The following is a 19,222-nucleotide window of genomic DNA, read 5'->3' as shown; positions in this document are numbered from 1 at the left end:
GGATTATGATGAAGCTAACTGAAACTGTATTTGGAACCCTGCATGGAAGAAAGGTTACATCTTATACCATTACAAATGCGAATGGGATGGAATTAACCTGTATTGACTATGGATGTATTATTACGGAAATTAATGTTCCAGATAGTCATGGGAATTTAGAGAATGTTGTGTTAGGTTTTGACACTTTGCAAGAGTATATCGATCACTCCCCTTATTTCGGTTGTGTGATTGGCAGGAATGCCGGCCGGATGAAAAATGCTTCCTTCGAAATAGATGGAGAGTGCTATAACTTGTCCAAAAATGATGGAGAAAACAACCTTCATGGCGGACCGAATGGTTTTCATAACGTTATTTGGGATTCTACTGTTGAGAACAAAGAAAATGAAGTGAATATCATCTTTTCCTATACAAGCCCTGATATGGAAGAAGGCTTTCCAGGCAATCTTCATGTTACCGTCATCTATACGTTCAACGAGGATAATGAGTTATTGATTACCTACAAGGCTGTTTCTGATAAAAAAACAATCGTCAATCTAACTAACCATTCTTACTTTAATTTAAGCGGTAATTTAAAAAGAACCATTCTTGATCATGAGTTAAAGTTAAAAAGCGATGCATTCTTAGAACTAGATGCCTCTCTTCTTCCAACTGGCAAGGTTATCCCTGTGGAAGGGACAGTATTTGATTTTAGAGAAGGTCAAAAGGTAGCTCGAGGAATTAAATCTGACCATCCGCAAACGGAAATAGTTGGCGGCGGGTTTGACCACCCCTTCCTCCTTAGTGCTCAGAATCATAAGCAAATCAGTTTATATGATCGGGAAAGCGGTCGGAAACTAGAAATTGAGACAGATGAGCCCGCTGTTGTCTTTTATACTGGCAATATGTTAGGGAATGATTTTTCGATCAGAGGAAAACAAGCGGAAAAGCATTTAGGCTTATGTCTTGAAACACAGAAACCACCTGGTGACCACAATTTCCCTTCCTTAATAGTAGAAAAAGATCAAGTTTACACATCCAAGACAAAATACATTTTTCAATAGGAACACAGCGGTGCCAGCCCCAACCGCCAATTAAAATGCGGACAGTGCCTGTCACTGTCCGCATTTTATAATATCGTGAAGTAAGGCAGGATGATAATACAAATGGTCAGGAAAAAAACGGCCACTGCACCCATCTTTTGTTTTCCCTTCCATAGTGATACAGCAAATCCAATAGTATATATAGTAATACTAAAAAGACTAACGTAAATAAATAGGCTCATCCTTATTCCCTACCTTTTCATTCGTTTTGCTTGTTTCCCATAATCAATAATTTCAATACTCGGATGCACCCTTATGTCCGCATTTAGGTACGATTTTCGCCAATTGAATTTCTTAAATTCTTGAATGGTTCCAAAATACCTTCGAGCATACATGGATAAGGGAAATGGTGCACCTTTTAATTTAGTTTGGGTTTTTTTAAATAACCTTTCATTTACTTTTTTGATATGATTAGCGATTTGTTTTTTGATTATTTGCTGGTTTTTTTTCTCGATATAGTTGGTCATTGATGGGTTTGATATAATTTCAATCTTTAATGGTATCATTATGTCAATCTTTAGCCTAACGCCCTTCACGTTCATTTTTACTTTATTACTTTTTGTTTTTAAGACTCTTGCTGCGAACTGTTTATGATTATTTGAAAAAGGATCTGGTATATCCATCAATATATCCTTAATATTCGTTGTGTCATCAAGAATATTAATCGTGCGTGTTTCTTGACCGTTTAATTTCCCTATCATCACTCCATTCCTGAAGACTGCGGACCCAATAAATTGTGTATCATCAAGCTCGCCTGTTGCATTCAATTGCCCTGCCATGTATTCATCTTCGCTTTTTATTTTAGGATTCTTTGCCCTTTCAGCTGTTGTGTACATCGCCAAAAAGAGGTCAGTCTCTCTTTCCAATGTGGTAAAAAAGCGGAATAGAGTAGAATCTGGAATGAAACCATTTTCAATCCCGTGATCGACCATGAATTGAAAGTACTTATGTGGCCTTGTTTCCATTTTTGGACGATTATTTACAAAAAACTCACTTGCCTTTTCTTTTGATACTGCTAAATAACTACTCGTACGAATCTCTTTATCTTTTACGACGTCGTAAAAGCTTGTCATAAAATTTTTGTCTTTTGCCAATTCCTCGGAAACCACAATAATCTTTAATAGTTCATAACTAATATCACGGGAGATGATGGCATTGCCTGTCGCTTTTGCCGCAATGAAATCATTGGCATCAAACGAGACAATTTCTCGCGGCTTTTCTGTTGAACCGCCGCCCCCTTGCATAGTCCCTACTTCGGGATTGGCAAGTAACATGGTGACTTTGATTTTTCCGTCTTGTTTGGAGTGATCTAATCCTAGTCCGATCACATAGGCTTTATCTTCAAGTTCCGCACGATCCCAACAGCCAGTTAATGTGCTAACAATGACTAGAAGCAATAATAATCTACATACTGTTCCTGTTTTTTGCATGCTTAAATTCTCCTTTTACCAATGCGACCAACCATAAAATGATTGGAATGGTGATAAACGCCGGTCCAGAAGTATATAAAATAAACGGTTTAATACCTAGGATGACCTCAATAGCTGATTCCGGAATGGATCCAATCAATAAATAAAGCGTCGCAAGTGATGGAATCAGGAATTCAAAGTCTTTAATTTTAAATAGATGACCAAACATAAGGGCATTGATGTACAAAAATGCTGTGAAACGAATAAATGCCGCCAGTAACCATATGACGAAAAAGATGATTTCGATATTCGGAATAAAAGTTCCCAGTGAAATAAAACGAATGGCTGTGTGGAATGGATAACCAATTCCTTGTAAGGATGTATCAAACAAACAGATGTAAACCATAATAGCAACACTCAATTGCAAGCTGACATAAACTAAGGCAATCCATGTTCCTTTTCGAAATTCTTTGCTTGATTTGATGTAAGGTTTAATCATGGCAAACAGAAGAAGTTCAGAAAAAAGGGATAGATTAAGTGTGCCTTGCTTCAAAATTTCCAGTTTTCCCGAACCCCAAATTGGGAGAAGGGATTGCATACTGCTTTCTTGAGTACTTAAAAATAAGGCAAGATACAAGGAAAGTACTGCATAAAAAATGATAAGATAGGCAACCGAACCGATATGCTGAATTCCTTTTTTCGCCCCATAGGTACAAACGGCCATTAACAGGGCATAGATAATTACATTTGGTGTTGTTGGAAAATAAAACGTCTTAATGATATTTGTATATGTTCTTGAATCGAACGAAATCGAAAATGAGTTGATGACCAATATCAGAAGGCAAACAAAAAAACCAATATATCGTCCGAGTAATTTTTGAATAACCGAAAATAGATTTTTGTCTTGAAACAATGACATAGTTTTTATTAATAAAAAGAGCAGGATAAAAGAGATTCCAGCTGCTATGATTGGGATCATCCATGCTGCGTTTTGGACCTGATTATACAGTTTAGCAGGTGTGTCTTCACTTGCTTTCGCACCCACCATTAAAATAGCGATGGACACATATTCACGAATACCAAGCTTTCCAGGTTGCTGCTTCATATGATTTTTTATCCCTTTCTTTGTTTGACCATATCCTTTGGTTTTACATACCCTGGGCGAAACCTTTCTTTAAAGGGAACATGACGGATAAGTAAGTCCTTTGACGAGGAGGAATGTGGCGTCATGGGTGCAAAGTAAGGAGTGCCAAATGATTTTAAGGAAACTAAATAAAAGAGTCCAAGGATAAATAAAGAAGTGGCTCCATAAATACCGAGAAAGGCAGCTGCAAAGATAAACAAAAAGCGAGTGATCCGGATCGCAAAATTCATGCTCACATCACTGATAATAAAAGAGCTTAAGCCACTCAAGGCAATAACTATGATAACAATTGGACTAATAATATTGGCTTGAACAGCGGCTTGGCCTAAAATTAATGCACCGACAATCCCAATCGTTGGGCCAATTGGGGATGGCACACGTAATCCGGCTTCTCGAATAAGTTCAAAAGCAATTTCCATCATTAAAATTTCAATAACAGATGGAAAAGGGACTCGTTCCCTAGTTCCAGCAATGGCCATTAATAAATCAGGCGGGATCATCCCTACATGATAATTTGTAATCGCAATATAAATAGGAGAGGCAAAAACGGCGACAAATAAAGCTTGAAATCGCAAAATCCTGATAAAGTTACCATATGGTGTACGTAGGTAATGATCTTCCGGTGAATGGAACAATGCCCAAAAGGTACAAGGCAGTACAAGACAGCTTGGTGAATTTGACATTAACAAAATAACGTGACCTTCTTCAATGAATGAAGCTGCCCGGTCAGGTCGTTCCGTATATAATATCGTTGGAAATAAGGACCTCGGTCGTTCCTCAAGGTATTGCTCTAAAATACTTAAATCGAGAATACTATCGGTTTCGAGCGAAGATAACTTATCTTTTATGGTTTGAATGAGTTCATCATTTGCCAAGTCCTTTTGATAGACAAGAAACACATCGTTTCTTGATCGCTTTGTAATTATCTTAGTTTCCACGATAAGATTTTCATTTTTAATCTTTTTACGGATTAAGGCAATATTGTCAACTACCTTTTCGTTAAAAGCTTCTTTTGCTCCTTTTACAATCACTTCATTATCTGATTTTTCGATTGAACGGCCTCGAGTTTTCGTAGTTTCAAATAAATAGCATTGAGAATCGCCTTCCACAAAGAGTGCTGTGATTCCACCACAAATGAATTCAGTAATTTCTTCTATATTGGTGGACGTCTTTGCCATTGGGTATGAAACAATATCTGGAATCTTTACTAAAGGTTGCTCGTTTCCCAATAATTTTTCCAATATGCTTTCTTTAATATGCTCTAAGTCAACCATTGTACTGATGAAAATGATAAAGGCACGGCAATTTAGGGCACGAATGGTAAACTCCCGTACCTTGACATCCGTATTTTTAGGAACACTGAAAATGGACTTAAATGTCGCTAAATTTTGATCATAATTACTGCTAATATCTTGTTTTTTTAAATCAATCTCCTGTGAATTGGACTTTTCCTGAAATTGTGGTTCCGTACTTAGCTTCTTAAAAAGTGGCTTTAAGATCCTTTTCTTCAACATGAACCACCCCCAATTTTTATATAGTTTTCCAGTTATAGGGGTCTTTATGTACGAAAGATAAGAACAACCTTACTTTATTTTCACAGTTGTTCAGAAGGTAAAATAGGAGGGTCTAGTTTGATTTTTCGATTTAGAGATATTTTTGAAATGACAGAAGAGAATTCTGCCAACCCTTTGATTTCATTTGCGGGTAATTCCATAGAAACACCGTTAAAGGCAGTTTTATATTTGTGTCTTACGGTATAGGGGACTTGGTTCTTATCTAATAACTCGTGAAGTTCCTTTTGAAACGTTTGATGACTTTCTTCTACCTGCTCCTGCGCTTCCTCTATTGTTAATGGAATCCCCTTTGCTTCAGCTTCAATAACAGCTACTTTCGCTGGTTTTGTTTTAAATTCAATGATAATCGAGGTGGTTTGTTCGCTTGAGAGGTCAATTTCAGGATCTACATGAACTGAAGGGGTCATCGTTTCTTCCACCATCTTTCCTTTATCTAAAGTAAAATTGTTCTCAAAACTACTTTCCTGACATCCACTCATAATAGTAAGGATGATGCCTGCTGTCAAAATGGCTCCACTATTACACTTCATAATCTTTACGTCTCCTTTTTAAGCTGAAAGGAATTTTACCCTATAGTATTCATCCACCCTGTCGCAAAAAATAACTGCCTATCACTCAAGATCAAGAGACAGGCAGCTTTCGTTTAATACTATTTATATTACCCCGTAACCTTACTTGGGTAGGTGATTTTGATCATAAGGAAGGTGTGGCACTTTTTTAGGAGTATAGTTAATGACATCTGAAGAATATATCTCGATGGTTAACTGGTTTCCTACCGTTTTTGATTGTATTAGAATTGGTTGATTGTATTTATTTTTAAAAACAAAATCTGGTCCATTCCAACTAACGGTGGCATCCCGCCCAGGTGGAATGTATGTTACCTTTCTGCTGTGTGAGGAACGCTGAGTAACTTCTAATCCGGCATTATCTACTGCATTAAATAGGGTAGATGATACCTGACAGATTCCACCGCCAATATCCTTTGCTAATTCTCCTCTTAGGATCACTGGTGCAGGCAAGTATCCTTTTCCTGCTGTTCTTTTTCCAACAACTTTATTAAAGGAAAATATTTCACCTGGGAAAAGAACAAAATTATTAATAGCCTCGGTTGCAAGATAAATGTTATTGGTTCGTCCTTTGTTAGACGTGTTGAAGGATGTTACATATTTACCGATTTTTTCATTTTGAATATTTCCAAGTAATTCACTGTCAACTCTTGGATAAATGGCAAGTAAGGGGATCTCTATTTTAGATGAACCATTGTTAAAATAATAAGAAAAAACTTTTTCTGTGAACCTCTGACGATATAAGCGATAACCAACATGTTCGGGTATAATTTTTCCGGACTCATCTTTCATTGCATTTTTAGGCATTTTATAAACATGTTTGTCAATTTGATCCATACATTTTTTTAACTTTTCTGTATTAATAATAGGTAATCCAGGTAAGTTCATCGATAAATCAGTACAATTAACAACCGATAAAGGGTGCCCGTTGTTAGTGATTAATAAACTGTCTGGCATATTCACTTGTTGAGATAAAAATAATAGCCCAAATAACCAAGTAAAATTCATTTCCAGGATGCCTCCTTTCATTTAATATGAATCGAAATCATCCATTTCATACAATTTACGTTATTCAAGTTTATAACAAAGTAAGGTATGATTTTAATATGCTCCTTCTGCAACAGCAGTTGAAAGATTAGTCATTCGGTATTAGATAAAGAACTAGGGGGATCCACATGAAAGGGAAAATGAGACTAATCCTAACGATGCTTATTTTTGGAAGCATCGGGGTTTTTGTAAAAAAGATTGAGCTGTCTTCAAGTGAAATAGCGTTTTTAAGAGGGGTCATCGGAAGTCTATTCCTTCTTCTTGTTAGTTTCCTTGTCAAACATAAGCCATCTTATCAAGTGTTAAAAGAAAATGCGCTTCTTCTTCTATTATCAGGGGCTGCGATTGGCCTTAATTGGATTTTTTTATTTGAGTCCTATCGGTATACAACGATATCTAATGCCACCATTAGCTATTACTTTGCACCGATATTTGTGATGATCCTAGCACCATGGTTACTGAAAGAAAAACTAACAAGTGTGAAGGTTATTTGCATCGTAATGGCAATGATTGGTCTATTTTTAATCGTTAATCCTGGAGCTGGCGGTACAAGCGGTTCGCAGAACAACACCCTCGGTATTTTCTATGGCCTTTTAGCGGCCGCATTTTATGCAAGTGTAGTCTTAATGAACAAATTCATCAAAAATTTATCTGGTTTCGAAATCACGTTAGTGCAATTAATGGCAGGCGCCTTGGTTCTGTTTCCCTATGTACTGTGGCAGGGCAATCTAGACTTGGGTCGTTTAAACCCAACTTCGATTATTTTTATCTTGATCCTTGGTATTGTGCATACGGGTTTTGCTTATTTTTTATACTTTACTTCTCTCCAAGAACTCAAGGGGCAAACAATTGCTGTTCTTAGCTACATTGATCCGATTTCAGCTGTGATCATTGCCTCAATTTTCTTAAGCGAGGGCATGACATGGATTCAAATGATTGGCGGCGGCCTGGTTCTGGGCTCCACTTTCTTAAGTGAAAAACTCGAATTAAACGTTGCGAAAAAAGGGCAAACTCCCACAACTACACCGTAATAGAGGTCTGATCCCACCTGGTTTTTTTTGTTATTTCCACTTCAATAAGAAATAACAAAATAGAGCGGTTCAATAAGGACCGCTCTATTTCGAGGAATAATTTCATTGACATTCTTTTTCAATTGTTTTAAAGTAACAAAGTCAAATTAAATAACAAAATTCATTTGTTTGTGGACTTTTCTAGAGATATCTCTATTTTCGCCACACAGCTTTCATATGAGAGCTGTGTGGCTTTTTTTATGGAATGAAAGGAGTAGGAAAAATGAAAACTTGGCAATATGCACTAATTGTTTTTTTAGGCGGCTGCTGTTACGGAGTATTATCGACCTTTGTAAAGCTTGCTTACACGGCAGGTTTTACCGTGACACAGGTAACAGGAAGTCAATACTTACTTGGGACCTTGCTAATCTGGGGGGTCGCTCTTTTTTCGAAAAAGAAAAAACTTTCTCTACCTCAAATAGGTAAATTACTTTTATCAGGAATTCCTGTTGGTTTAACAGGTGTATTTTATTATCAGTCACTGCAAACCCTGGATGCTTCACTTGCGATCATCTTTTTATTTCAATTTGTATGGATTGGCTCTTTAATTGAGTGGATAGTTTATAAAAAAACACCAAGCACCGGGAAAATGGTTTCGATTGGTATTTTAATCATTGGCTCTATTTTAGCAGCCGGCATTATTACAGAAGGCGGCGTTCATATATCATGGCAGGGGATAGTTTGGGGTCTGCTTTCCGCTTTAACGTATACCGCTCTCATCTTTCTTAGCGGCTCCGTGGAAAAAGATACACCACCCGTGCAGAAAAGTGCTCTACTTTCCACTGGCGGATTGATCACTGTTTTTTTATTTTTCACGCCAACGGATTTATTCCACTTACCAGTTTTAATGGGAGTAGCACCGTATGGATTGATCCTTGGACTATTTGGCGTAGCATTGCCACCGCTCTTATTTTCTATTGGAATGAAGCATATCGGCCCAGGACTTGGAACGATATTAACAGCTTCAGAACTTCCGGTTGCGGTTATCTTGTCATCGCTCGTCTTAGCCGAAAACGTAAGTTTGTCACAATGGCTCGGAGTGGCCCTTATTTTAGGCGGAATTGTGGCGGGCAATGTTAAACTGCCCACAACTAAAGTGGAATCAGTCTCTTTAGAAAGTGAATCTTTGACATAAAATTGTCGTGGTGGGATTCCCCGCCTAACAAATTCAAAATAAAACTGGCGAACAGTGCACTGTTCGCCAGTTTTATTGCCTACTATTCTTTCTATGGGCGAATTTTTGAGATTTATGGGCGAATTCCGGGTTTTTATGGGCGAATTTTGAACCTTTATGGGCGAATATGGTGTTTCAATGAGCGAATCCTTGATCTTTATTTTATTTCATATTTTCCAATATGTTCCGTATTTTATCAGTATAGACCTTAGCTAAGCCTTTCTTACTGTATTCGAAGTTTTTCATACTTGATTCTTTCGTGATACCCATGTTTACTAATTGAATATCAAGTTTTTCAATGACAAAACGCTCATCTTCATCATTTTTTACTCCACCCACTTGAGTCAAATCAATCTTTGTACCATCATTTAGTTCAATAATGTAAAAGAAATCACCCTTTGAGTGTTTAAACAGAGAAGGACGCCCCTTACCGTACACTCCTGTATTAATCTTTACAATCTCCACAAGGCTATATTCCCTGCCTTGTGGAGATAGAAATGAATAATCGATAATCTTGTCGTGGGTTATTACAGCAACAGCTGAAATAATCGTATATATCAAAACAACATTGAAGGTGGAGAAAGCAGCAATCACTAGTTTTCTGTACTTTTTAAAAAGTCTCCCATTTCTCCAGATCTCCCTCAAATCTTTATTGAAAAGATAGAAAAAACCAATAAATAGATAAATCTCAAAAATAATCACCAACCCTGAGTAGGGTGATTTAAAAATCCAGATGATATAATCTTTAGGAATAAACAATGCTTCTTGAATAGCGGATATTAATATAAAAAAACCGATCGATAATATGATAACGGCAATAAACGCTAGAGCTCTTAGAATGGCTGCTTTAATAATTTTTCACCCACCAGCTCGTCCTTTCTTCCGATACTTAACTTTAAATGACAATATGGATCCATACGGTCGAGAGTGGATCCTGTTGGATAATAAACAGTGGGATGCCCCGATCACTGAAAATCCAAAATTGGGCTTCACTGAAATATGGTATATTATTAGCTTAACGAAGGATTCCCACCCAATTCATCTCCACTTAGTTGATTTTCAAATCTTAGACCGTAGAGAGTTTGATGTAGAAAAGTATAAAAGGGAGAATATCATCGATTATATGGGTCCGGCGATCCCTCCCGAACCACAAGAACGAGGCTGGAAGGATACCGTTCGAGCTAATCCTAACCAAGTTACTCGAGCTATCATGAAGTTTGGTCCTTTTACAGGGCTGTATGTTTGGCACTGTCATATCTTGGAGCACGAGGATTATGAGATGATGAGACCGTTTATTGTGATCCGATGATGGACGGTGCTCTGTCAAAAATACATTTTATATCAATTTCCTAATTTATTCTTCCATTCTCTTGATCATATACTGAATTAAGTCAATATTGTTATCAATGAAGTTCAATCTTTCTCGGGCAGTAGTGGACCATTCTGAACTATGATTCATTGATGCTGTAATATGCCGGTAGCTAAATGTATATCTCGAATAAAGTTCGGAAACCACAAAGCTTATTCTGAGTTTGGTTTTCTCCTTTTTTGCTATCCCTTCAAGGTCATCATTTAACCAAGCAGGAGCATTCTCAATCGCTTTATTTACTAAATTTAATTCATAATCTTCGTTTGTCATCGGTGTATCTCCTTTTAAAAATATGTTTATAAAGTTCTAAATTAAAATCATACACTTTCATTTCAATGACTAGTGACTACCTAGAGGTAACACATTCCGTATGTTTGGATTCAGTATCTGCGTGTAATACAACCGTATCCTTTGAAGCTATATGTTTAAGTTGCCTTTGGTGCCTGCAAATATGCAGAGATTATTGAAAAACTAGGCTGTTGGAATGCTTAGCAAATAACTGGCTTAGTTTCACAAACAAACAAGATTTACAAATTTTATTAAAAGTAAGTAAATAGGCGAACAGTGAATATCACTGTTCGCCCTAAGTTTATATTTTATTTTTCCATTGAATCGAGCCTGTATCACTATGAGGATGACAATTCGACTTTAATCTTTTGTATTCATTTTCTAAATCTGTTAAAGGTAACTTCAAAAGCTGTTCCTCACTATCAAAGATTTTAAAGGTAAGCAGAATGTTAATTAATGTTTTCCTTCTTTGTTCCACAGCATTCCGAAGTATATTTTCCATGAAATCCTCTCCTTTATTAATCGTCTCATTAGAATCAGCTCTTTTAAAATAGATAAAAAAATAGACTTCTCATAGGTGCGAGAAGTCTCTATCCGAATAGTCGACTAGTGTATTAATCTTTAAAAACAAAAAGGAGACACTTTAATTTGTGTCTCCAGTTGACTGGGTAACTATGTTATTTTATTCGTAAGATTGAGATCATTTCTTCAAAAGGTGTCCTTGTTTGTTCACCACTTTTAATTCCGATAATACTTATCTGATTACTTAATAGGATATTATCATCCTTGGATTTTCCTGTCAATCAATAATTGGAAAATTTACAATTTTTTTCAGGTCTATTTTTCACGTAATTTTACACTATAATGCCGCATTGATCTTGGTATCCCTTTTAACTCAAGGAATCCAAAATAAATTAAATGCCGGATTCGATATTCTAAATAAAAGTCACCAACCATTTCTTCCATTTGATGTAATGTTTCACCAATCACTTTTCCAGTCTTAATAAAGTCTTTGTTTTGTTGCTCCCTTTGCAAATGGCCGACTGTTTTTAGGATGAGGTCATCAAAATAATCTTCGGGAACACTGGTAACACGTCCATTCTTCCATAAACGAAGGACATCTTTCGATTGCGCCAGTACTTCCCAATCTCTTTGGAATTGGATACGCTCCTGATACGATAAAGGTTCCGTCGATAGTGCTTGGTCTAGTAGTTGTTTTAATTGATTGGGGTGAAGCATGCTGGAGTATAGTTTTTTATTGTTGGAGTCGATCCGTTGATGATGAAGTTCGGTCGTATTGAGTAGAACAATATCATTATCTTTCTCTTTTAATAAATGAAGAATAAAACGAAGACCCGTTTGTTCGTTGCCATTATTGGCCGTCCATATGTAAATAGGCACAAACTCAGGAATATCCTCTATTTCTAACAACGTCTTGGAAAAGTTATTTTGTAATTCAAAATCATCCTGCTCTACATTAATATGCTCATTCAACCATTCAAAACGAAAATCTTGGCCCGCCTTTTGATCAAGTTTCCATAAAGGCCCGATCGAAAAAAAATCATAAAATCCAATCACCGTCTTTGGCCGGTCTAAGCCTACCCTTAATGCACCCGCAGTCGAGTCGGAAGAAACTAGATGGAATGCGCCCTTATTCTGATAGTTAAAGGAACTTACTTTCCGCTGACTTTGAATGAGTTGATTGATTTTTCCTGCCATGAAGTTGAGATCGTCTTGGCGAAGAAAATAACCCCGCCCTACAAGGGGAATATGTGCTTCATGATTAAAGCATCGAAATTCAACCGCGTGGCGGATCTCATACGTTTCCCATTCTCCTTGTTGCGACAATTCAGATGCGGTTAAATAATCTTCCCCTTCAATTTTGTAAACAAACACGACATTTGGCTCCGTGAAAAAATAAATATATGGATAATGATCTTGCGTTTTCATACCGCTATTCCCCTTCTTAATTTAAACTTTTGAGGGGACCATCCCCTATAAATATATTTCAATCAACCTTCTAAAAATCCCTCTTTCTCGATTATTTACACCCTATCAACATTCTAATCAAACGATTTATTAGTTTTTTACCAGTAAAAATAGGTGTCAGGCACCATGTGAATTTTTCACATGGTGCCTGACACCTTTACGAAGGATTCCCCACTCAACGACAATGAAATTAGCTATTAGCCCCACCCATATATTTACATTCAGAACTTCCTCGACCATCTTCACTCTCCCTCCAGGAAGAGTGAAGCCATTTAACGCGTAATAGGTTAGCAGCAAAACTGGCACCACTATTCGGCCGCTTACTGCCACTAACGTGACACCAAAGCTTCGAATCATCCATTTGCGATGATCTGCAATTTGTTTTCTTACTGCCGTACGATATCCTTTCCAACAGGTAAAAAGCCAGATAAGTGACAATACAAGAAAAGAAGTGGCTTTCGAAAAATTTTCAATATACGAAACATATACTAGACCAAGCCCACCGCTTATTAAGACACTGCCTACATACACTCTGCCAAGAAAGCGATGGACTTTTGGTGTTTTGATTCGAAAATGTCCAACGAATTGGAAAAAACCGGATAGTAGTGCCAAACATGCTGTTACAATATGTGCAATTAATAAGGGAAATTGCATGCCAGACGATGTGATAGATACTCGGCTATTGGCGGGATTTAATGTTAAATAAGGAACCACAAAAGGAATGATGACTCCTAATGAGATAATAAATAAAATCCACCAACTTTTTTTAGGTTTCACTACTTACACACTCCAGACTCTTCAACCGAATCTCTTCTGCTGTTTCCTTTTTCTTTCCTAATTTCTAAATCATGTCTCTTCTCCCCTTCATCTTCAAGCAAGGTTCGATGCTTTTTTTGTTTTCGCTGTCCCCATGGTTTAAATACCGAAATTACAAACATCGCTCCAAGCGAAATAATCTGAAGGATAATTCCGATCCATAGCTGCCACTTGTTTACTGTGAACGATGGATCCGTAAGAGCGTTTAGCCCTCCACTAGTTGTCAACGTTACTGCTTTTAGCGTTAAGGTATACATTGCGAAAGGACCTAATAAGATTGAGAGGACCGTCAAACCTTCTTTGACGATAATCCAGTAAAATTTGAACAAGCCCCATTGCGTAAGCACAGATAGCAAAATCCCCGTTACCACCGTGCCAATCGTGGATGCACGAACCGATGTCTGGGCTAGCATATGCATACTTATATAACATGCCTTGAGCACACCAGCATCGTTCGTGTTAGCCGCAGTTATACTTAGAATTAAAAAAACAATGGCCACCCCGAACATGATTGCAGCAAATAATAAATGTAAGATAATCAGCCATCTTCTCTGGGTAAGATTCAATTTCCTCATATGATTCCCCCCTTGTTATACATTAAACCGATACCCGACACCCCAAATCGTCTCAATATATTGTGGTTTTGACGGGTTCGTTTCAATTTTTTCACGCAATTTTCCAATAAAAACAGTTACCGTGGCATTGTCCCCGATGGAATCCAATCCCCAAATCTTTTCAAACAGCTCGTCTTTACTGAACACCTGATTAGGATGGATGGCCAAAAATAGTAATAAATCAAACTCTTTTGAGGTAAACGGAATTTCGGTTTCATTTACGAACACTTTTCGAGATAACTTATCAATACGAATTCCTCGAATCCTTATTTCGTCTTTTTGTCTCGCGAAGTTATCTGTCATTAACCGGTCATAACGTGCCAGATGTGCCTTGACCCGTGCCACCAGCTCGCCCACACTGAAGGGCTTGGTCACATAATCATCTGCCCCGAGGCCAAGCCCGCGTATTTTATCAATTTCTTCCCTCTTGGCGGAAACCATTAAAATTGGGATGTTTTTCGCTTGTCGGACGTGCCTGCAGATTTCAAATCCATCTGTATTTGGAAGCATGAGGTCGAGAATGATCAAATCATATTCCTCTTCCAAGGCCTTTTTTAGACCCACCTCTCCGCTAATAGCGATATCTACCTCATAGCCGCTTGCTTCTAAATAATCTTTTTCCACTTCCACAATAACCTGATCGTCCTCGATGATTAAAATTCGTTTCACTCGTCCTCACCCTTATGATTGATCTTTGGTAGTGTAAAATAAATGCTTGTCCCTTCCCCTAATTGACTTTCAGCCCAAACGGTTCCACCTTGTCCTTCGACCATCTGTTTGACAATAGCGAGACCAAGGCCTGTACCTCCCGATTCTGTATTTCTCGAAGGTTCTGCCCGGTAAAAACGTTTGAAAATATGGAGGAGTTCCTCGCTGTCAATTCCCGGTCCGTTATCCAGGATGTGTACTGTTGCTTTTGCCTCGTCGTCGAACAATTCCACCTTGATTTCCTTTTGTTCGTTGTTCATATATTTTAAGCTGTTGTCGATTATATTCATCATTACCCTGCTCATCTTTTCATGGTCTCCCATAACGAGAACCGGTCTGTCGCTGACGGAAGAGAACGTAATCTTAATATTCTCCATCCGCAGGTCGAGACGTAATTCTTCTATATAATTCTGCAAATACCCGCGAATGTCCAGAGGTTTCAAATCAAATGGCAGTCGTTTTAAATCAAGCTTAGAATACAACATCAATTCGTCTATCAATTGATCCATATCGTCCGCTTTTTTCGCGATCATATTTATATATTTATCCCTTTTCGAAACCGTATCTGCGATTCCATCTTGAATGCCTTGAACGCACGCTTTAATTCCAGTAATCGGCGTTTTCAGATCATGTGAAATGTTTGAAATTAATTCTTTCCGGTTCTCTTCATACTGTAGCTGAAGATGGATCGATTCGTTCAAGCGGGCGCGCATTTCATCAAAGGAAGCCCCCAATTCTCCGAATTCATCTCTGCGGTCCAACTTCACCTCATGAGCAAGGATCCCTTTTTTAATTTGTTCTGCAGCATGTTTTAGCGTGTACAAAGGTTTGATAAAACTTCGGGAAACTAAATAGGTAAGAATACCATTCGTTAGGCCAATAACAAGTAGCAGCGACAATACCAGCAGCGGGAAAAACTTTCTTGCTTCCTTGAAAAAAGGATATAAATCAGAAAATATATATACTGTACCTGTAGTGTCATCGCTAAGAGTGATATCGTACTTTTCCACTGAAAAACGACTTTTTCCCCATCGGCCATGAGTCTGTCCCCTTTGCATCTCCTTAATCTCAGTAGTATTTAGATCAAGGCGGTTCACGAAAGGGGAAGTGAAGCCAGTTCGATTATCTTTCATTACCACGAGTCCTGAATGAACACGATTCAATTGTTTGTCCGTGCTTTTCAAGAACTCGTTGTCGTTGAATCGGTCTGGGTCATTTTTTGTCATAAACTTCACGCCGGCAATCAGGTCTCTGCGTTGATTGGCCGTTTCCCAAAAGGCTGGCATTCCCCTACCATCCCTGGTTCCAGCCATATCCTTATAAAAAGCTGAAACAAGTGTTGTGGAAATTAAGGCGAACAACACGATGGGAATGAAGGTCATGGCCATATAGGATAGTAGTAGTCTCGTCTTGATCGACATGAGCGAATCTCCTTAACGCATTTTTTTTCGAACAGAATGAACCCTGATATATCTCCAAACTAGGCCAGCCAACGCTTTCTGTTATTTATCATAACCGGGAATTATAAATCCCTTCTAAACCAATCCTAAAAAAAGTATAAAAATTATTTAAACAGTGTAGTTTGATTCCAAAAAGGACTATCATTGAATTAGCTCAATGTATAGGAGACCAATTGAAACCGATAACCCTATCTTTGCATTGAGTGAACATTTAAGCTAATTACTGTTTGTTTTCAAGGAGGACAATTATGGAAAATGTATTTGATTATGAAGATATCCAATTGATTCCGGCAAAAAGTGTTGTAAATAGTCGCTCTGAGTGTGATACAACTGTATCCTTTGGCGGGCATACATTTAAGCTGCCGGTGGTTCCTGCAAATATGCAGACAATTATCGACGAAAAGATAGCCATTTACTTAGCTGAAAATGGTTACTTTTATATCATGCATCGTTTTGAGCCAGGTAAGCGATTATCATTTATCAAAGATATGAAATCACGCGGTTTATTGTCATCTATCAGTGTTGGAGTTAAAGAGGAGGAGTACCAATTTATCAAACAATTAGCGGATGAACAGATTTCACCCGAATTTATAACCATTGATATCGCACATGGTCATTCCAATGCGGTAATTAAAATGATTCAGCATATTAAGAAGTACATACCTAACAGTTTTGTCATAGCTGGAAATGTCGGAACTCCAGAAGCAGTCAGAGAATTAGAGCACGCTGGTGCGGATGCGACTAAAGTTGGGATTGGACCTGGGAAGGTATGTATCACCAAGATTAAGACTGGATTTGGGACTGGCGGCTGGCAATTAGCTGCGCTGCGTTGGTGTGCAAAGGCAGCAAGTAAGCCGATTATTGCTGACGGAGGGATTCGCACACATGGTGATATCGCCAAATCCATTAGATTCGGGGCAACCATGGTGATGATTGGTTCATTGTTTGCAGGACACGAAGAGTCGCCAGGAGAAACGATCGAGAAAGATGGTAAGTGTTATAAAGAATACTTTGGATCAGCATCGGAATTTCAAAAAGGGGAAAAGAAAAATGTAGAAGGCAAAAAAATGTTTGTTGAGTACAAAGGCTCTTTAAAAGAAACGTTGATAGAAATGGAACAAGACCTTCAATCCTCTATTTCTTACGCAGGAGGAAATAAGTTAGCAGCCATCCGTAATGTAGATTATGTGGTTGTTAAGAATTCAATCTTTAATGGGGATAAGGTCTATTAAAGGGTTGAAGAGTTCTGTATAAACTATTAGTGGTTATAAATGGAAAAGGGACGCCAAAAGCGTCCTTTATCTGTTGTTAAACAATTTCATTGAATTACGAAAAATAGCTCACCTTACCAATGAACCCTTTGGGCAATGGCTGAATAGCTTCCGCTTAGCAAGTGAATTTTGATGATATTGAACTAGTTTTGATCGACTTCCTCTTATCCTAGTTTGGCAGGTATTCCGCTCCGTCTACTTTCCTATTAGATTGAACAGCCGCTCTTTCAACCGCTTCGGTCACCATTTCATGAACATGTAAATCTAAAGGATGCGGAACCAAATCTCCAAGTTTAGTACATGCTGCGATCGCTTCAGCGGCAGCGACTAGCATAGGATGGGTGATTTCACTAGCTTGCGCGTTTAAAGCTCCTCGAAAAATACCAGGAAATCCAAGAACATTGTTAACAGAGCGGCCATCTGCCGCATATGCAGCTCCCGCCTGCAGGGCTAATTCCGGTTCGATTTCCGGTTTAGGGTTTGATAATGCTAAAATCACCTGCCCTGGGCGTACCCATTGCTGTTGAATCAGTCCAGGAACACCTGTAGTAGCGATAACGATATCACAGTTCCTCAATAATAGTTCAATGCTATCAACTGGATGACCGCCATAGTTCTCTAACCTCGCCTTCGCATCCGGAGATAAATCTGCTCCAAATACAGCCTTTACTCCGTATGCCATAAGCATTCGAGAAATCGCCAACCCTGCTGCTCCAAGGCCAATCTGGCCAACTTGTGCATTTTTCAAGTCAATACCGGCACTTTTACACGCTGATATCGTGGCAGCCAGGGTAACGACAGCCGTTCCATGCTGATCATCATGCATTACAGGAATATCCAGCTCCTTCTTAAGTCGTTCTTCGACCTCGAAACAGTGTGGAGAACCTATATCTTCGAGTAAAATACCACTATAACCCGGAGAAATATTTTTCACTGTCCGTACAATCTCATCCGGGTCTTTCGTATTAAGAAGAATCGGAATCCCATTAATACCGGCTAATTGGTCGAAGAGAACAGCCTTCCCCTCCATAACTGGCATTCCGGCAACAGGGCCGATGTCTCCCAGGCCAAGAATCGCGGTTCCGTCAGTAACGATCGCTACCGAATTACCAATACTCGTATAAATTTTTGCTTTATCCGGTTCTGCCTCGATAATTCGGCAAACATCGGCCACACCTGGTGTATAAACTCTTCTTAAATCAGCTAATGTTTGAAGATTCACTTTACTTTTCATATGAATTTTCCCTCCTTCATGTGCATGAAGGACTTCATCTGAAACAGTATGAAGACGAATTCCCCCGTCTAACCGGGAGAGAGCGTCTGCCAATTCTTCTATCTGCTCCTCATGATCGACCTGAACAGTAATATTACGTATTGTGTAATTTGGACCTACCTTTACCGTTTCTATTTCCCCTATATCTCCACCTGCAAGACCAATTGTCGTTGCTACTTTCCCGAGATTACCGGGGAAGGAAGGTGTTTCTACCATCAACGTTCGAATAATTTGTTTGCTAATCATATCTAATTCCTCCAAAACTACTTGTCTATGAATGGGCAAGGGAAGAAGTGACTCCCATTTTCCTCTTTGATCGTTAACATTTTATACAATTTCTTTTGACCATTTAAATAAATGATTGGTATGTT

Annotated in this window: 18 protein-coding genes and 1 pseudogene; 5 read left to right on the top strand and 14 right to left on the bottom strand. The window is 38.3% G+C overall.

Annotation, left to right across the window (positions count from 1 at the left end; genetic code table 11):
- Nucleotides 1-8: 8 nt before the first annotated feature.
- Nucleotides 9-1,040 (top strand): aldose epimerase family protein, encoded by a 1,032-nt coding sequence (locus ACSU6B_RS07720; RefSeq protein WP_410884352.1) that lies wholly within the window; start codon nt 9-11, stop codon nt 1,038-1,040.
- A gap of 230 nt (nt 1,041-1,270) precedes the next feature.
- Here the strand turns inward: ACSU6B_RS07720 and ACSU6B_RS07715 are convergent, their stop codons facing one another.
- From ACSU6B_RS07715 to ACSU6B_RS07695, 5 genes are all read right to left on the bottom strand, one after another.
- The gene (locus tag ACSU6B_RS07715) at nt 1,271-2,509 is read right to left on the bottom strand and encodes a Ger(x)C family spore germination protein (protein WP_410884095.1); all 1,239 of its coding nucleotides are present in this window, start codon (nt 2,507-2,509) and stop codon (nt 1,271-1,273) included.
- On the bottom strand, nt 2,484-3,593 hold the full coding sequence (locus ACSU6B_RS07710; RefSeq protein WP_410884093.1) for a GerAB/ArcD/ProY family transporter: 1,110 nt from the start codon (nt 3,591-3,593) through the stop codon (nt 2,484-2,486). Before ACSU6B_RS07710 ends, ACSU6B_RS07715 begins: the two co-directional genes overlap by 26 nt.
- Nucleotides 3,594-3,601: 8 nt before the next feature.
- Nucleotides 3,602-5,146: a spore germination protein gene (locus ACSU6B_RS07705; RefSeq protein ID WP_410884091.1), complete on the bottom strand. Its 1,545-nt coding sequence runs from the start codon at nt 5,144-5,146 to the stop codon at nt 3,602-3,604.
- Between the two features lie 80 nt (nt 5,147-5,226).
- The gene (locus ACSU6B_RS07700) at nt 5,227-5,736 is read right to left on the bottom strand and encodes a protease inhibitor I9 family protein (RefSeq protein WP_410884089.1); all 510 of its coding nucleotides are present in this window, start codon (nt 5,734-5,736) and stop codon (nt 5,227-5,229) included.
- A gap of 141 nt (nt 5,737-5,877) precedes the next feature.
- Nucleotides 5,878-6,780: a VanW family protein gene (locus tag ACSU6B_RS07695; protein ID WP_410884087.1), complete on the bottom strand. Its 903-nt coding sequence runs from the start codon at nt 6,778-6,780 to the stop codon at nt 5,878-5,880.
- 167 nt (nt 6,781-6,947) lie between these two features.
- Here ACSU6B_RS07695 and ACSU6B_RS07690 point away from each other — a divergent pair, with 167 nt between their 5' ends.
- Complete coding sequence (locus ACSU6B_RS07690) at nt 6,948-7,850, top strand: DMT family transporter (RefSeq protein ID WP_410884085.1); 903 nt, start codon at nt 6,948-6,950, stop codon at nt 7,848-7,850.
- Between the two features lie 262 nt (nt 7,851-8,112).
- Nucleotides 8,113-9,024 carry an EamA family transporter gene (locus tag ACSU6B_RS07685; RefSeq protein ID WP_410884083.1) on the top strand — a complete coding sequence of 304 codons (912 nt, stop codon included), beginning with the start codon at nt 8,113-8,115 and terminating at the stop codon, nt 9,022-9,024.
- 201 nt (nt 9,025-9,225) lie between these two features.
- Here ACSU6B_RS07685 and ACSU6B_RS07680 read toward each other — a convergent pair whose 3' ends face one another.
- A complete protein-coding gene (locus ACSU6B_RS07680) occupies nt 9,226-9,765 on the bottom strand; it encodes a hypothetical protein (protein WP_439276688.1) in 540 nt (179 codons plus the stop codon).
- 181 nt (nt 9,766-9,946) lie between these two features.
- On the opposite strand from ACSU6B_RS07680, the pseudogene ACSU6B_RS07675 reads away from it, so the two are divergent.
- Nucleotides 9,947-10,372: pseudogene (locus tag ACSU6B_RS07675) on the top strand (multicopper oxidase domain-containing protein); the annotation flags it as partial.
- A gap of 45 nt (nt 10,373-10,417) precedes the next feature.
- Here ACSU6B_RS07675 and ACSU6B_RS07670 read toward each other — a convergent pair.
- The 7 genes from ACSU6B_RS07670 to ACSU6B_RS07640 all read right to left on the bottom strand — a co-directional run bounded on the left by ACSU6B_RS07670 (nt 10,418) and on the right by ACSU6B_RS07640 (nt 16,268).
- Nucleotides 10,418-10,702: a hypothetical protein gene (locus ACSU6B_RS07670; RefSeq protein ID WP_215007058.1), complete on the bottom strand. Its 285-nt coding sequence runs from the start codon at nt 10,700-10,702 to the stop codon at nt 10,418-10,420.
- Nucleotides 10,703-11,021: 319 nt separating this feature from the next.
- Nucleotides 11,022-11,222, bottom strand: a complete 201-nt coding sequence (gene fbpA, locus ACSU6B_RS07665; protein WP_142292131.1) for a Fur-regulated basic protein FbpA — start codon at nt 11,220-11,222, stop codon at nt 11,022-11,024.
- A gap of 335 nt (nt 11,223-11,557) precedes the next feature.
- Complete coding sequence (locus ACSU6B_RS07660) at nt 11,558-12,670, bottom strand: DUF1835 domain-containing protein (protein WP_410884078.1); 1,113 nt, start codon at nt 12,668-12,670, stop codon at nt 11,558-11,560.
- 156 nt (nt 12,671-12,826) lie between these two features.
- Nucleotides 12,827-13,486 (bottom strand): DUF2306 domain-containing protein, encoded by a 660-nt coding sequence (locus ACSU6B_RS07655; RefSeq protein WP_410884076.1) that lies wholly within the window; start codon nt 13,484-13,486, stop codon nt 12,827-12,829.
- Complete coding sequence (locus ACSU6B_RS07650) at nt 13,486-14,100, bottom strand: hypothetical protein (protein ID WP_410884074.1); 615 nt, start codon at nt 14,098-14,100, stop codon at nt 13,486-13,488. The genes ACSU6B_RS07655 and ACSU6B_RS07650 overlap by 1 nt, the downstream gene beginning before the upstream one ends.
- Before the next feature lie 15 nt (nt 14,101-14,115).
- Nucleotides 14,116-14,808 (bottom strand): response regulator transcription factor, encoded by a 693-nt coding sequence (locus ACSU6B_RS07645; protein ID WP_215007068.1) that lies wholly within the window; start codon nt 14,806-14,808, stop codon nt 14,116-14,118.
- A complete protein-coding gene (locus ACSU6B_RS07640) occupies nt 14,805-16,268 on the bottom strand; it encodes a sensor histidine kinase (RefSeq protein ID WP_215007071.1) in 1,464 nt (487 codons plus the stop codon). The genes ACSU6B_RS07645 and ACSU6B_RS07640 overlap by 4 nt, the downstream gene beginning before the upstream one ends.
- 287 nt (nt 16,269-16,555) lie before the next feature.
- On the opposite strand from ACSU6B_RS07640, the gene guaC reads away from it, so the two are divergent.
- Complete coding sequence (gene guaC / locus ACSU6B_RS07635; RefSeq protein ID WP_215007074.1) at nt 16,556-17,539, top strand: GMP reductase; 984 nt, start codon at nt 16,556-16,558, stop codon at nt 17,537-17,539.
- A gap of 208 nt (nt 17,540-17,747) precedes the next feature.
- Here guaC and ACSU6B_RS07630 read toward each other — a convergent pair whose 3' ends face one another.
- Nucleotides 17,748-19,097 carry an NAD-dependent malic enzyme gene (locus ACSU6B_RS07630; protein WP_410884072.1) on the bottom strand — a complete coding sequence of 450 codons (1,350 nt, stop codon included), beginning with the start codon at nt 19,095-19,097 and terminating at the stop codon, nt 17,748-17,750.
- Nucleotides 19,098-19,222 lie beyond the last annotated feature (125 nt).

The sequence above is a fragment of the Neobacillus sp. C211 genome (genome assembly GCF_051842875.1).
Lineage (GTDB): Bacteria > Bacillota > Bacilli > Bacillales > Cytobacillaceae > Neobacillus.
This window is presented reverse-complemented; position numbering and strand designations above follow the sequence as displayed.

Bases quoted from the DNA above. Each gene is read 5' to 3' on its own strand.
- ACSU6B_RS07690 (WP_410884085.1), top strand. From the start codon at position 6,948: ATGAAAGGGAAAATGAGACTAATCCTAACGATGCTTATTTTTGGAAGC.
- ACSU6B_RS07685 (WP_410884083.1), top strand. From the start codon at position 8,113: ATGAAAACTTGGCAATATGCACTAATTGTTTTTTTAGGCGGCTGCTGT.
- ACSU6B_RS07715 (WP_410884095.1), bottom strand. From the start codon at position 2,509: ATGCAAAAAACAGGAACAGTATGTAGATTATTATTGCTTCTAGTCATT.
- ACSU6B_RS07670 (WP_215007058.1), bottom strand. From the start codon at position 10,702: ATGACAAACGAAGATTATGAATTAAATTTAGTAAATAAAGCGATTGAG.
- ACSU6B_RS07720 (WP_410884352.1), top strand. From the start codon at position 9: ATGAAGCTAACTGAAACTGTATTTGGAACCCTGCATGGAAGAAAGGTT.
- ACSU6B_RS07700 (WP_410884089.1), bottom strand. From the start codon at position 5,736: ATGAAGTGTAATAGTGGAGCCATTTTGACAGCAGGCATCATCCTTACT.
- ACSU6B_RS07630 (WP_410884072.1), bottom strand. From the start codon at position 19,097: ATGATTAGCAAACAAATTATTCGAACGTTGATGGTAGAAACACCTTCC.
- guaC (WP_215007074.1), top strand. From the start codon at position 16,556: ATGGAAAATGTATTTGATTATGAAGATATCCAATTGATTCCGGCAAAA.
- ACSU6B_RS07660 (WP_410884078.1), bottom strand. From the start codon at position 12,670: ATGAAAACGCAAGATCATTATCCATATATTTATTTTTTCACGGAGCCA.
- fbpA (WP_142292131.1), bottom strand. From the start codon at position 11,222: ATGGAAAATATACTTCGGAATGCTGTGGAACAAAGAAGGAAAACATTA.
- ACSU6B_RS07705 (WP_410884091.1), bottom strand. From the start codon at position 5,146: ATGTTGAAGAAAAGGATCTTAAAGCCACTTTTTAAGAAGCTAAGTACG.
- ACSU6B_RS07710 (WP_410884093.1), bottom strand. From the start codon at position 3,593: ATGAAGCAGCAACCTGGAAAGCTTGGTATTCGTGAATATGTGTCCATC.
- ACSU6B_RS07640 (WP_215007071.1), bottom strand. From the start codon at position 16,268: ATGTCGATCAAGACGAGACTACTACTATCCTATATGGCCATGACCTTC.
- ACSU6B_RS07650 (WP_410884074.1), bottom strand. From the start codon at position 14,100: ATGAGGAAATTGAATCTTACCCAGAGAAGATGGCTGATTATCTTACAT.
- ACSU6B_RS07695 (WP_410884087.1), bottom strand. From the start codon at position 6,780: ATGAATTTTACTTGGTTATTTGGGCTATTATTTTTATCTCAACAAGTG.